10 protein-coding genes are annotated in these 13,165 nt (G+C 66.5%); 8 read left to right on the top strand and 2 right to left on the bottom strand.

The annotated features are described in order from the left end of the window. Positions 1-263: 263 nt before the first annotated feature. From zapE to lpdA, 7 genes are all read left to right on the top strand, one after another. On the top strand, positions 264-1,448 hold the full coding sequence (zapE, locus tag ABLE91_RS07635; RefSeq protein ID WP_348930054.1) for a cell division protein ZapE: 1,185 nt from the start codon (positions 264-266) through the stop codon (positions 1,446-1,448). Between the two features lie 163 nt (positions 1,449-1,611). Next, on the top strand, positions 1,612-2,577 hold the full coding sequence (gene mdh / locus ABLE91_RS07630; protein WP_348930052.1) for a malate dehydrogenase: 966 nt from the start codon (positions 1,612-1,614) through the stop codon (positions 2,575-2,577). Between the two features lie 123 nt (positions 2,578-2,700). After that, entirely contained in the window at positions 2,701-3,900 is a 1,200-nt protein-coding gene (sucC, locus tag ABLE91_RS07625; RefSeq protein WP_348930050.1) for an ADP-forming succinate--CoA ligase subunit beta, read from the top strand. Positions 3,901-3,903: 3 nt separating this feature from the next. Next, complete coding sequence (gene sucD, locus ABLE91_RS07620) at positions 3,904-4,788, top strand: succinate--CoA ligase subunit alpha (RefSeq protein WP_348930048.1); 885 nt, start codon at positions 3,904-3,906, stop codon at positions 4,786-4,788. A gap of 402 nt (positions 4,789-5,190) precedes the next feature. Next, positions 5,191-8,133 carry a 2-oxoglutarate dehydrogenase E1 component gene (locus tag ABLE91_RS07615; RefSeq protein WP_348930046.1) on the top strand — a complete coding sequence of 981 codons (2,943 nt, stop codon included), beginning with the start codon at positions 5,191-5,193 and terminating at the stop codon, positions 8,131-8,133. Between the two features lie 51 nt (positions 8,134-8,184). Continuing rightward, positions 8,185-9,423, top strand: a complete 1,239-nt coding sequence (gene odhB / locus ABLE91_RS07610) for a 2-oxoglutarate dehydrogenase complex dihydrolipoyllysine-residue succinyltransferase (protein WP_348930044.1) — start codon at positions 8,185-8,187, stop codon at positions 9,421-9,423. A 112-nt stretch (positions 9,424-9,535) separates the two neighbouring features. Beyond that, positions 9,536-10,936 carry a dihydrolipoyl dehydrogenase gene (lpdA, locus tag ABLE91_RS07605; protein WP_348930042.1) on the top strand — a complete coding sequence of 467 codons (1,401 nt, stop codon included), beginning with the start codon at positions 9,536-9,538 and terminating at the stop codon, positions 10,934-10,936. 98 nt (positions 10,937-11,034) lie between these two features. Here the strand turns inward: lpdA and ABLE91_RS07600 are convergent, their stop codons facing one another. Then, on the bottom strand, positions 11,035-11,184 hold the full coding sequence (locus ABLE91_RS07600; protein WP_348930040.1) for a hypothetical protein: 150 nt from the start codon (positions 11,182-11,184) through the stop codon (positions 11,035-11,037). 264 nt (positions 11,185-11,448) lie between these two features. Here ABLE91_RS07600 and ABLE91_RS07595 point away from each other — a divergent pair, with 264 nt between their 5' ends. Further along, positions 11,449-11,970, top strand: a complete 522-nt coding sequence (locus tag ABLE91_RS07595; protein ID WP_348930038.1) for a hypothetical protein — start codon at positions 11,449-11,451, stop codon at positions 11,968-11,970. On the opposite strand, the gene ABLE91_RS07590 is transcribed toward ABLE91_RS07595, so the two are convergent. Further along, the gene (locus ABLE91_RS07590) at positions 11,967-12,950 is read right to left on the bottom strand and encodes a tyrosine recombinase XerC (RefSeq protein WP_348930036.1); all 984 of its coding nucleotides are present in this window, start codon (positions 12,948-12,950) and stop codon (positions 11,967-11,969) included. The two genes, ABLE91_RS07595 and ABLE91_RS07590, sit on opposite strands and share 4 nt — an antisense overlap. Between the last annotated feature and the right edge of the window lie 215 nt (positions 12,951-13,165).

Below are 13,165 nucleotides of genomic sequence, written 5' to 3'. Positions count from 1 at the left end.
CTCCTCAGCCAGGGTAGCCGCGGCCGGCGCCTTTCAAGCGCTCGCCCGGCCCTTTGCCGGTATCCCGATGGATCTTCCCAGGGGACGTTCCGCGCTGTGTGTTCGGTTTAGCAACGCTGTGGAGGCGGGTTGGTTTCAGCCAGTCGGCGACTTCGTGGCGCCACATAACCGGCAACTTGACAGTCCGTGTCATTTCCCCGGGAGGCAAAGCGCGGTAAACGCGGCCATCCAAGTGGCAAGGCGGCGGGTCGGCGGGAGGTAGCATGGGGAGCGAGACGTCGGTGCGGGTGCGTGACCAGTACGCCGCGAAGATCTCCAACGGCGAAATCTCCCCGGACCCCGCCCAGGCCGCCATTGTTGGCGCCTTCGCGCGCCTGGAAGGCGAGTTGCGCGACCGCGCGCTGGCCAGCAAGTCCTCGGCGCTGGGGTGGCTGTTCCAGCGCCGCGCGCCGGTGCCGCCACGCGGGCTCTACATTTACGGGCAGGTGGGGCGCGGCAAGACCATGCTCATGGACCTGTTCTTCGCCTGCGCTCCGGTGCGCGACAAAAGACGGGCGCATTTCCACGAATTCATGGCCGACGTGCACGAGCGCATCTTTCAGGAGCGCGAGGCGCAGAAGCGCGGCGCGCGCAAGGGCGTGGACCCGCTCCAGCCGGTTGCCGACGAACTGGCGAAAGAGGCGAAGCTGCTCTGCTTCGACGAATTCCACGTCACCGACATCGCCGACGCCATGATCCTGGGGCGCCTGTTCCAGAAGTTGTTCGCCGAAGGCGTGGTGGTGGTCGCCACCTCCAACGTCGCCCCCAAGGACCTTTATGCCGGCGGCCTGAACCGGGCGCTGTTCCTGCCCTTCATCGGCATGATCGAGGAGCGGATGGAGGTCCTGAACCTCGATGCGCGCACCGACTACCGCATGGAAAAGCTCTCGGGCTTTCCGGTCTGGTACGAGCCGCTGGGGCCGCAATCCACCGCCGCCCTCGACCGGGCCTTCGAGACGCTGGTGGGGCCGGGCGGCGCACGGCCCGGCGAGATCGCCATGAAGGGGCGGGTCATTCCGGTGCCCGCCTGCGGCAACGGCACCGGGCGTTTCGCCTTCGCCGATCTGTGCGAGAAGCCCCTCGGCGCCACCGATTATCTGAAGATCTCCCGCACTTTCCACACGCTGGTGCTGGACGACATCCCCATCCTCGACGGCGACCGGCGCAACGAGGCCAAGCGCTTCATCTCGCTCATCGATACGCTCTATGACGGTGCGGTGAAGCTGGTCGCCTCGGCGGCGGCGGAGCCGGAGCAGCTTTATCTCGGCACCGAGGGCGCGGAAGCGTTCGAATGGGCGCGCACAGTGTCGCGCCTGCATGAGATGCGCTCATCGGACTACCTCGCGCGCGCCCATGGCCGGCCGGATTCTGCCGCCACAGGCTCGGCCTCGGGGCTGGTGGAGACCTAGATCCAGCGCGGATTCCGTATGCCAAGCCTGCGCTTGCTGCGACTGCTCACGATTCCGTGCGTTTGTGCGGCGCGTGCGTCTTGAACCCCTTGCCGGATGGGAGTAGTCAAGCCCCGCTCGGCCTTGGCCGCACCCTCCTTGCCTGTATCGAGGACTTCTCCACATGGCGCGCAACAAGATTGCACTGATCGGGGCCGGCCAGATCGGCGGCACGCTCGCACTCCTCGCTGGCCTGAAGGAACTGGGCGACGTCGTTCTCTTCGACGTGGCGGAGGGCACGCCCCAGGGCAAGGCGCTGGATCTCGCCGAGCTGTCCCCGGTGGCAGGCTTCGATGCGAAGCTGTCGGGCACCAACACCTACGAGGGCATCGAGGGCGCGGACGTGGTGATCGTCACTGCCGGCGTGCCGCGCAAGCCCGGCATGAGCCGCGACGACCTCCTCTCCATCAACCTGAAGGTCATGGAGCAGGTGGGCGCCGGCATCGCCAAGTATGCCCCGAACGCCTTCGTCATCTGCATCACCAACCCGCTCGACGCCATGGTGTGGGCGCTGCAGAAGTCCTGCGGCCTGCCCAAGGAGAAGGTGGTGGGCATGGCGGGCGTGCTCGACTCGGCCCGTTTCCGCTACTTCCTGGCCGACGAGTTCAACGTCTCGGTGGAAGACGTGACCGCCTTCGTCATGGGCGGTCATGGCGACACCATGGTGCCGCTCATCCGCTATTCCACGGTGGCGGGCATCTCGGTTCCGGACCTCATCAAGATGGGCTGGACCACCAAGGAGCGCATCGAGAGCATCGTCCAGCGCACCCGTGACGGCGGCGCGGAGATCGTGAACCTCCTCAAGACCGGCTCGGCCTTCTATGCGCCTGCGGCCTCCGCCATCGCCATGGCGGACAGCTACCTGAAGGACAAGAAGCGCGTGCTGCCCTGCGCGGCCTATCTCTCGGGCGAATACGGCCTGAAGGACATGTATGTGGGCGTGCCGGTGGTGATCGGCGCCAAGGGCGTCGAGCGGATCGTCGAGATCGAGCTCGACCGCGACGAGAAGGCCGGCTTCGACAAGTCGGTCGGCTCCGTCCAGGGCCTGATGGAAGCCTGCATCAAGCTCGCTCCCGACCTCGGCAAGTGATTGACGCGGCGGCCCTCCGGGCCGCCGTTTTCGTGTCGGCGGGGTTAAGCTTCGCCGGTTTGGCCAGCGGCGTGCCCGCGTCCTGCGGTGCGGGTGGTGCGCAACCCTTGGGGACCAAGCCCGATGAACATCCATGAATACCAGGCGAAAGCGCTTTTGAAGAAGTACGGTGCGCCGGTCTCGCGCGGCGTGGCGGTGTTTTCGCCTGCCGAGGCCGAGAAGGCCGCGTCCGAGCTGGGCGGCCCCCTCTGGGTCGTCAAGTCTCAGATCCATGCCGGCGGTCGCGGCAAGGGCAAGTTCAAGGAAGCTGCGGCCGGTGAGAAGGGCGGCGTGCGCCTCGCCAAGTCGGTGGAGGAGGTGAAGACCTTTGCCGGCCAGATGCTCGGCAACACCCTCGTCACCATCCAGACCGGCCCGGTCGGCAAGCAGGTGAACCGCCTCTATATCGAGGAAGGCTCCGACATCGCGAAGGAGTTCTACCTCTCCCTCCTGGTGGACCGCGAGAGTTCGGAAGTGGCCTTCGTGGTCTCCACCGAAGGCGGCATGGACATCGAAGAGGTGGCCCACCACACCCCTGAGAAGATCCTCAGCTTCTCCGTGGACCCGGTGAGTGGCGTCCAGGGCTTCCACGGCCGCAAGGTTGCCGCCGCGCTCGGCCTCACCGGCGACCTCGCCAAGCAGGCGGGCAAGCTGACCGAGGTTCTCTACAACGCCTTCACCTCGACCGACATGGCGATGCTGGAGATCAACCCGCTCATCGTCACCAAGGACAACCGCCTGGTGGTGCTGGACGCGAAGGTGTCGTTCGATTCGAACGCCATGTTCCGCCACGCCGACCTCGCCGAGCTGCGCGACGAGAGCGAGGAGGACGCCAAGGAGATCGAGGCGTCCAAGTATGACCTCGCTTATATCGCCCTCGACGGCACCATCGGCTGCATGGTGAACGGTGCGGGCCTCGCCATGGCGAGCCTCGATATCATTCAGCTGTACGGCGAGAGCCCCGCCAACTTCCTCGACGTCGGCGGCGGCGCCACCGAGGAGAAGGTGACGGCGGCGTTCAAGATCATCACCTCGGATCCCAACGTGAAGGGCATCCTGGTGAACATCTTCGGCGGCATCATGAAGTGCGACGTGATCGCGCGCGGCGTGATCGCGGCGGTGAAGACGGTGGGCCTCGAGGTGCCGCTGGTGGTGCGCCTCGAAGGCACCAATGTGGAAGAAGGCAAGGCGATCATCCGCGAGAGCGGCCTGAACGTCATCCCCGCCGACGACCTGGACGATGCGGCGCAGAAGATCGTCGCGGCCGTGAAGAAGGGAGCCTGAGTGATGTCCGTCCTCATTGATCGCAATACCAAGGTCATCACCCAGGGCTTCACCGGCAAGAACGGCACGTTCCATTCGGAGCAGGCCATTGCCTATGGCACCAAGATGGTCGGCGGCACCTCGCCCGGCAAAGGCGGCACCACCCATCTCGGCCTGCCGGTGTTCGACACCGTGATCGAGGCCCGCGAGGCCACCGGCGCCGACGCCAGCGTGATCTACGTGCCCCCTCCGGGCGCGGCGGACGCCATCCTGGAAGCCATCGACGCGGAGATCCCGCTCATCGTCTGCATCACCGAGGGCATCCCGGTGCTGGACATGGTGAAGGTGAAGCGCGCCCTCTCCGGCTCCAAGTCGCGCCTCATCGGGCCGAACTGCCCCGGCGTCGTGACGGCGGGCCAGAGCAAGATCGGCATCATGCCGGCGAACATCTTCAAGACGGGTTCGGTGGGCGTGGTCTCGCGCTCCGGCACCCTCACCTATGAAGCCGTGTTCCAGACCACCCAGACCGGCCTCGGCCAGACCTCGGCGGTGGGCATCGGCGGCGACCCGGTGAAGGGCACCGAGTTCATCGACGTGCTGGAGATGTTCCTGGCGGACGACGCCACCACCTCCATCATCATGATCGGCGAGATCGGCGGCTCGGCGGAAGAAGACGCCGCGCAGTTCATCAAGGATGAGGCGAAGCGCGGCCGCAAGAAGCCCATGGTCGGCTTCATCGCCGGCCGCACGGCCCCTCCCGGCCGTCGCATGGGCCATGCGGGCGCCATCATCTCCGGCGGCAAGGGCGGCGCCGAAGACAAGATCGCGGCCATGGAAGCGGCCGGCATCAGGGTGTCGCCGTCTCCGGCGCGCCTCGGCAAGACCCTGGTCGAAGTGCTGAAGGGCTGATCGCCACTCAGCCGTCATGCCGCGGCATGACGCCCAAAAGCTTGAAATGGGCCGCTTCCCGAAGCGGCCCATTTTCTTTTTATCCAATGTGTTAAGGCAAAACGCGCTTTTCCCGGCCCGCGACAACACCAAGTCAAAATTCTCCCTTAACAAGGGCGGTACGGGACGCAGAGCAGGCATGCTGGAACGTCGCGCAACAGGGGTTCGTCTGAAGCTCCAGCGGGTCTATGTATCTTCCGGGCACCGGCTGTCGCCCAGCCGGCCGGTCCACAGATGCTGTGGCGCGTGCCGAACTTGTGACGCGACCTCAGATTCATGACTGAAGCTGGCTTTTGGGCTTGGTTTTAGGCGCAACTTGCGCTTCTAAATGCATCGGCTCCGAAAGCCATCGGGATGGAACCCATGTCGCGCGCGGAACAGAACGACCTCTTCCTTTCTACCTCCTTTCTGTATGGAGGTAATGCTCAGTGGATAGAAGATCTCTATGCCCGCTATGAAGCCGATCCCGGCTCCGTGGATGTCCAGTGGCAGAGCTTCTTCGCCGCGCTGAAGGAAGACCCCTCCCAGGTTGTGCAGAACGCCAAGGGCGCCTCCTGGAAGAAGCCGAACTGGCCGGTCCACGCCAATGGCGAGCTGGTCTCCGCCCTCGATGGAAACTGGATCGAGGTGGAGAAGGTCGTCACCGATAAGGCGAAGGCCGAGGCCAAGGGCGTCGAGATTTCCGCCACCGACGTGCAGCAGGCGACGCGCGATTCCGTCAAGGCGCTGATGATGATCCGCGCCTATCGCATGCGCGGCCACCTTCATGCCGACCTCGACCCCCTGAAGCTCACCCCGCCCCGCGAGGCGCCCGAACTCGACCCCGTGTCATACGGCTTCTACGAAGCCGACATGGATCGCAAGATCTTCATCGACCACGTGCTCGGCCTTGAGTTCGCGACCGTGCGCGAGATGCTCGCCATCCTGCGCCGCACCTATTGCCAGACCATCGGTGTCGAGTTCATGCACATCTCCTCACCGGAGGAGAAGGCCTGGATCCAGGAGCGCATCGAGGGGCCGGACAAGGAAGTCTCCTTCACCCGCGAGGGCAAGCGCGCCATCCTCAACAAGCTGGTGGAGGCCGAGGGCTTCGAGAAGTTCCTCGACGTCAAGTACACCGGCACCAAGCGCTTCGGCCTCGACGGCGGCGAAAGCCTGATCCCGGCGCTTGAGCAGATCATCAAGCGCGGCGGCAATCTCGGCGTCGAGGACATCGTGTTCGGCATGGCCCATCGCGGCCGCCTGAACGTGCTGACCCAGGTGATGGGCAAGCCGCACCGCGCGCTGTTCCACGAGTTCAAGGGCGGCTCCTGGGCCCCCGATGAGGTCGAAGGTTCGGGCGACGTGAAGTACCATCTCGGTGCTTCGTCCGACCGCGAGTTCGACAACAACAAGGTCCACGTCTCGCTGACCGCGAACCCCTCGCACCTGGAAATCGTCAATCCCGTGGTGCTCGGCAAAGCCCGCGCCAAGCAGGACCAGCTCCGCGACAGCGAGCGCGTGAAGGTGCTCCCCCTGCTGATCCACGGCGATGCGGCCTTCGCCGGCCAGGGCGTGGTGGCCGAGTGCTTCGGCCTCTCCGGCCTGAAGGGCCACCGCACCGGCGGCTCGCTGCATTTCATCATCAACAACCAGATCGGCTTCACCACCAATCCGCGCTATTCGCGCTCCTCGCCCTATCCGTCCGACGTGGCGAAGATGATCGAGGCGCCGATCTTCCACGTGAACGGCGATGATCCGGAGGCCGTGACCTTCTGCGCGAAGATCGCCACCGAGTTCCGGCAGCGCTTCCACAAGCCCGTCGTCATCGACATGTTCTGCTATCGCCGCTTCGGCCATAACGAGGGCGACGAGCCGGCCTTCACCCAGCCGAAGATGTACCAGGTGATCCGCAACATGCCGACCACCTTGGAGATCTACTCCAAGAAGCTGGAAGCCGAGGGCGTGATCGACATCGGCGAGATCGACACCATGCGCGCCGCATGGCGCGACCGGCTGGAGGGCGAGTACGAGGCCGGCCAGGCCTACAAGCCCAACAAGGCCGATTGGCTCGATGGCCGCTGGTCCGGCTTCCGCGCCACCCATGACGACGACGATGCGCGCCGCGGCGACACCGGCGTCGGCATCGACGAGCTCAAGGCCATCGGTGAGAAGATCACCCGCGTGCCGGAGGGCTTCCACCCCCACCGCACCATCCAGCGCTTCCTCGACAACCGCCGCAAGGCGATCGAAGAGGGCGTGGGCATCGACTGGGCGACCGGCGAGGCGCTCGCCTTCTGCTCGCTTCTGACCGAGGGCCGCCCGGTGCGCCTCTCCGGCCAGGATGTGGAGCGCGGCACCTTCTCCCAGCGCCATTCCGTGCTCACCGACCAGGAGACGGAAGCACGCTGGGAGCCGTTCAACCATCTCTCGGACAGCCAGGCCAAGTACGAGGTCATCAACTCGATGCTCTCGGAAGAGGCCGTGCTCGGCTTCGAATACGGCTACACCCTGTCGGAGCCCAACACGCTGGTTCTCTGGGAGGCGCAGTTCGGCGACTTTGCCAACGGCGCGCAGGTGCTGTTCGACCAGTTCATCTCCTCCGGCGAGCGCAAGTGGCTGCGCATGTCCGGCCTCGTCTGCCTCCTGCCGCACGGCTATGAGGGGCAGGGGCCGGAGCATTCCTCCGCCCGTCTCGAGCGCTATCTGCAGATGTGCGCCGAGGACAACATGCAGGTGGCCAACTGCTCGACGCCGGCGAACTATTTCCACATCCTGCGCCGGCAGATGAAGCGCGAGTTCCGCAAGCCGCTCATCCTCATGACGCCGAAGTCCCTGCTGCGCCACAAGCGGGCGGTTTCCCGGCTCGACGAGATGGGGGACGGCACCTCGTTCCACCGCCTGCTGTGGGACGATGCGGAGCATGCGAGCGACGGCGTCAAGCTGGTGGCGGACGAGAAGATCCGCCGCGTCGTGATGTGCACCGGCAAGGTCTATTACGACCTTTACGAGGAGCGCGAGAAGCGCGGCATCAACGATGTCTACCTGCTGCGCGTGGAGCAGCTGTTCCCGTTCCCCATCAAGAGCTTGGTGCAGCAGCTCTCGCGCTTCAAGGGCGCGGAGATGGTGTGGTGCCAGGAGGAGCCGAAGAACCAGGGCGCCTGGGCCTTCGTGCAGCCTTACGTGGAATGGGTGCTGGAGAATATCGGCGCCGCCAGCAAGCGTCCGCGCTATGCCGGCCGTGCCGCCTCCGCGGCCACCGCCACCGGCCTCATGTCCAAGCACCTCGCCCAGCTCAAGGCTTTCCTGGAGGAGGCGCTCGGCTGAGCGTCTTCTACCCCCGTCCTGCCAACCTGAACGAACGAAAGAAGAGTTCTCATGGCCACCGAGATCCGCGTTCCCACGCTCGGCGAATCCGTGACGGAGGCGACCATCGGCAAGTGGTTCAAGAAGCCCGGCGATGCGGTGAAGGCCGACGAGCCGCTGGTGGAGCTTGAGACCGATAAGGTCACCGTCGAGGTGCCCGCGCCGTCCGCCGGCGTACTGGCCGAGATCATCGTGAAGGATGGCGAGACGGTGGGCGTCGGCGCGCTCCTCGGTTCCATCGGCGATGGCGCCGGTGCGGCCGCGGCCCCCGCCAAGGCGGAAGCGCCGAAGGCCGAGGCGCCCAAGGCTGCTCCCGCTCCCGCAGCAGCGGCCCCCGCCGCGGCGAAGGCCGCGCCGGCCGGCGACAACGGCCCGGCGGTTGCCCGCCTCGCCGCCGAGAGCGGCGTTTCGCCCGCCTCCGTGGACGGCTCCGGCAAGGACGGCCGTGTGACCAAGGGCGACATGCTCGCCGCCATCGCGGCTGCCGGCACGGCGCCTGCGGCGGCGCCGGCCCCGGTGGTCGCCCGCGCGCCGTCTTCCACTGAGGACGCGGTCCGCGAGGAGCGGGTCAAGATGACCAAGCTGCGCCAGACCATTGCGCGGCGCCTGAAGGATGCGCAGAACACCGCGGCCATGCTCACCACGTTCAACGACGTGGACATGTCCGGCGTCATGGGCCTGCGCGCCCAGTTCAAGGATGCCTTCGAGAAGAAGCACGGCACGAAGCTCGGCTTCATGGGCTTCTTCACCAAGGCGGTGATCCAGGCGCTCAAGGACATCCCGGCGGTGAACGCCGAGATCGACGGCCAGGACCTCGTCTACAAGAACTACTACAATATCGGCATTGCGGTCGGCACCGAGAAGGGCCTCGTGGTGCCCGTGGTGCGCGATGCGGACCAGATGTCGGTCGCCGAGATCGAGAAGGCCATCGCCAATTACGGCCGCAAGGCGCGTGACGGCAAGCTCGGCATCGAGGACATGCAGGGCGGCACCTTCACCATCACCAATGGCGGCATCTACGGCTCGCTGATGTCCACCCCCATCCTCAACGCGCCGCAGTCGGGCATTCTCGGCATGCATCGCATCGAGGAGCGGCCCGTGGCCATCAAGGGCCAGGTGGTGATCCGCCCCATGATGTATCTGGCGCTCTCCTACGATCACCGCATCGTCGACGGCCGCGAGGCCGTGACCTTCCTGGTGCGCGTGAAGGAGACCCTGGAGGATCCGGCGCGTCTCGTGCTGGATCTGTGAGTTCGTCTTTCCCGCCGTCATGCCCGGGCTCGGCCCGGGCATCCATGCGATCTCTCGCCGATATGGGTGGCCGGAACGGGGTCCGGCCGTGACGATCTGACCGGAGTTTTCCATGTCCTACGATCTCATCGTCATCGGCACCGGCCCGGGCGGCTATGTGTGCGCCATCCGCGCGTCCCAGCTCGGCCTCAAGGTGGCCGTGGTGGAGAAGCGCGGCACCCATGGCGGCACCTGCCTCAATGTGGGCTGCATCCCTTCCAAGTCGCTGCTCCATGCTTCCGAATTGTTCGAGGAGGCGGGCCACTCCTTCGCGGCCATGGGCATCGGCGTGTCCGAGCCGAAGCTCGACCTGAAGGCCATGCTCGCCTTCAAGCAGAGCGGCGTGGACGGCAATGTGAAGGGCGTCGAGTTCCTGCTGAAGAAGAACAAGGTCGACGTCCACTGGGGCACCGGCAAGATCCTGGGCGCCGGCAAGGTGGAAGTCACCGCCAATGACGGCGCCAAGCAGGTTCTGGAGACGAAGAACATCGTCATCGCCACCGGCTCGGACGTTGCGCAGCTTCCCGGCATCACCATCGACGAGGAGAAGATCGTCTCCTCCACCGGCGCGCTCACCCTCTCCAAGGTGCCCGGCAAACTGGTGGTGGTCGGCGCGGGCGTGATCGGCCTGGAGCTCGGCTCCGTGTGGCGCCGGCTCGGCGCCGAGGTGACCGTGGTGGAGTTCCTGGACCGCATCCTGCCCGGCATGGACGGCGAGGTGGCCAAGAGCTTCCAGCGCCTGCTGGAGAAGCAGGGCGTCGCCTTCAAGCTCGGCACCAAGGTCACGGGCGTCGAGACCAAGGGCAAGGGGCTGAAGGTGGCGGTGGAGCCCGCCGCCGGCGGTGCTGCCGAGACCCTGGATGCGGACGTGGTGCTGGTGGCCATCGGCCGCGTCGCCTACACCCAGGGCCTTGGCCTTGCGGAGGCGGGCGTCGAGACCGACAAGCGCGGCCGGGTGGTGATCGACCCCCATTTCAAGTCCAATGTGGACGGCATCTATGCCATCGGCGACGTGGTGGCCGGCCCCATGCTGGCCCACAAGGCCGAGGACGAGGGCGTGGCGGTGGCCGAGATCCTCGCGGGCAAGGCGGGCCATGTGAATTACGGCGTGATCCCGGCCGTGGTCTACACCACGCCGGAAGTGGCCTCCGTGGGCAAGACCGAGGAGGAGCTGAAGGCCGAGGGCATCGCCTATAAGGTCGGCAAGTTCCCCTTCCTCGCCAATGGCCGCGCCAAGGCCAATGCGCAGACCGACGGCTTCGTGAAGGTCCTGGCGGACGCCACCACCGACAAGGTGCTCGGCGCCCACATCATCGGCATCGAGGCCGGCGAGATGATCCACGAATGCGCGGTGCTGATGGAGTTCGGCGGCTCGTCCGAGGATCTCGCCCGCACCTGCCACGCCCACCCGACCCGCTCCGAGGCGGTGAAAGAGGCGGCCATGGCGGTGGAGAAGCGCGCCATCCACATGTGATCAGGAGGGCGGTCGCCCTCTTGGCGGTGCCCTGAAAAACCGAACGGCGCGGCCCGCTCTCGCAGGCCGCGCCGTTCGCGTTTCCAGCGTCGGAACGCTCAGCCGCCCTTCTGGTCGGTGGTCGTGGACGCGGTGGTTGTCGTGCTGGTGGTGGAGGTCGAGGCCAAACCGGGGCAGTCGCCCGCAAAAGCGGGAGCCGTGGCGGCGAAGACCGAGAGCATGCAGAAGGCGAAGGTCAGGCGCTTCATATGTGCCACTCCATTTGCTTGACCCTGAAAGCCTACGCCTGTTTCCCGCAGCGCCAAGCCCGTTCCGGCAGCATGCTGCCGTAAGGTGAGGCAGCGCCCCCGCTTCTCACGACCTGTTGAACGCCGCCGAGACCGTGTGTCTGCCGCTGGGACAGGCGGGGGGCGGATTGCTCCGCATTCGCGCCACGGTCGCGGTGTGTCGTTGCCGGCTGGAGAAAAGCCCGTAGATTGAAGGCGATGCCCATCCGCTCCTCCCGTCGCCCCATGCCCGCCTGGGCACGGCCGCTCCTTTTCGTCCTCGCCGTGCTGTTCCTGGTGGAGGCGTGGCTGTGGCGCCATCTCGGGCCGGTGGTGCAGCGCTGCCTGGAGATCATCCCCTTCGCCCGGCTGAAGCATGCCGTCGCTGCCTGGGCGGAGCGTCTGCCGGCCTATGCGGCGCTGATCCTGTTCCTCATCCCTCTGCTGCTGGTGGAGCCGCTGAACGGCGTGGCGCTCTGGGCCTTCGCCCACCACCATTGGAGCGTCGGCGTCGCGTGCCTCGTGGTGGAGAAGCTGCTGGGCGTGGGGCTGATGGCCTTTCTCTACGGCGCCTGCGAGCCGCAGCTGCGTTCCATCCCATGGTTCGCGCGGATAGTGGATTTCCTCCTGCGCCTGAAGGCGTGGGCGGATGCGGAAGTGGCCCCGTTCAAGGCGCGGGTGGTGGAGCTGATGCACCGCATCTCCGGCGGCGGAGGGCTCATGAACCGCATCACGGCGCTGAGGCGGAAGATCTTCTCGCGGCCTTAAGCGCGGGGATGCGCTGCCCGGTAGGCCCGCATCAGGGCTGAATCATCAAGCGCAGTATAGATCTGCGTCGTGGAGAGCGAGGCGTGGCCGAGCAGTTCCTGGATCGCCCGCAACTCCCCGCCCTGCGCCAGCAGGTGGGTGGCGAAGGAATGGCGCAGCGCGTGGGGCGTGGCGCTGTCGGGCAGGCCGAGGGCGCCGCGCATGCGCTCCACCGCAAGCTGGACGATGCGGGGCGAAAGCGGCCCGCCCCTGGCGCCCCGGAACAGCGGCGTGTCCGGCGCAAGCGCAAAGGGACACAGGGACACATAGTCCGCGACGGCCCGTGAGACCGGCGCGATGAGCGGCACCATGCGCGTCTTGTTGCCCTTGCCGAGCACGGTGACCTGGCCTTCCGCGCCCCCTTTGGGCGCCTGGTTCGCCTTCAGTCCCAACGCTTCCGAGATGCGGAGCCCGGCGCCGTAGAGCAAAGCGAGCACCGCCGCGTCGCGGGCGAGGACCCAGGGTTCCCGCGCCTCTCCGGCCCGCGTCTCGGGGTCCGAGAGAGCGAGGGCCGCCTGGACGGTGACGGGCTTGGGAAGCCCTTTCGCCACCTTGGGAGCACGCACCGCCGACAGCGGCCCGACGCGGCCAAGGCCTTCCCGCTCCAAATGGCGCGCGAAGGAGCGGGCGGCGGCCAGCAGCCGCACGAGGCTGCGCGCGGCCGCGCCATCGGCGCGCCGGGCGGCGAGCACGGCGCGCACATCCGAGGGGGCAAGCGCTGCCAGCTGCGTGAGGCCCGGCCGCCCGCCGAGATGATCGGCAAGGATGCGCAGCACCTGCGTGAGGTCGCGGGCATAGGCCTCGCGGGTCTTGGGCGAGAGCCGGCGCTCATGGGACAGGCGCGCCAGCCAGCCTTCCACCGCTTCCGCCACATCGCCCGCGCAGACGGACAGCAGCGCGCCGAGGGCGCGGCGGGCCTTGTCCTCGTCCGTCATGGCCATAGGCGGCTCCCGGAATGAATGGGCACTCTCCCCATTCATTCCGCCGGAAACATGAAGGGGGAGATAATGCCGTGTTTCCTCACCGCGGGAAGGGACGGGGCGCCTGCCGTAACACCCTCTTGCATTCTGCGTGTATCTAGCGATATAACTTCCGTGCGAGTATCTTTCGATATATCGCTTAGGAGAAAATCACATGTTTGGATGCAGGCATCATC

The sequence above is a fragment of the Aquabacter albus genome (assembly GCF_040049275.1).
Classification (GTDB): Bacteria; Pseudomonadota; Alphaproteobacteria; order Rhizobiales; family Xanthobacteraceae; genus Aquabacter.
This window is presented reverse-complemented; position numbering and strand designations above follow the sequence as displayed.

Coding starts and splice junctions, on each gene's coding strand:
- odhB (WP_348930044.1), top strand. CDS start 8,185: ATGGCCACCGAGATCCGCGTTCCCACGCTCGGCGAATCCGTGACGGAG.
- ABLE91_RS07595 (WP_348930038.1), top strand. CDS start 11,449: ATGCCCGCCTGGGCACGGCCGCTCCTTTTCGTCCTCGCCGTGCTGTTC.
- lpdA (WP_348930042.1), top strand. CDS start 9,536: ATGTCCTACGATCTCATCGTCATCGGCACCGGCCCGGGCGGCTATGTG.
- sucC (WP_348930050.1), top strand. CDS start 2,701: ATGAACATCCATGAATACCAGGCGAAAGCGCTTTTGAAGAAGTACGGT.
- zapE (WP_348930054.1), top strand. CDS start 264: ATGGGGAGCGAGACGTCGGTGCGGGTGCGTGACCAGTACGCCGCGAAG.
- ABLE91_RS07600 (WP_348930040.1), bottom strand. CDS start 11,184: ATGAAGCGCCTGACCTTCGCCTTCTGCATGCTCTCGGTCTTCGCCGCC.
- ABLE91_RS07615 (WP_348930046.1), top strand. CDS start 5,191: ATGTCGCGCGCGGAACAGAACGACCTCTTCCTTTCTACCTCCTTTCTG.
- mdh (WP_348930052.1), top strand. CDS start 1,612: ATGGCGCGCAACAAGATTGCACTGATCGGGGCCGGCCAGATCGGCGGC.
- ABLE91_RS07590 (WP_348930036.1), bottom strand. CDS start 12,950: ATGGCCATGACGGACGAGGACAAGGCCCGCCGCGCCCTCGGCGCGCTG.
- sucD (WP_348930048.1), top strand. CDS start 3,904: ATGTCCGTCCTCATTGATCGCAATACCAAGGTCATCACCCAGGGCTTC.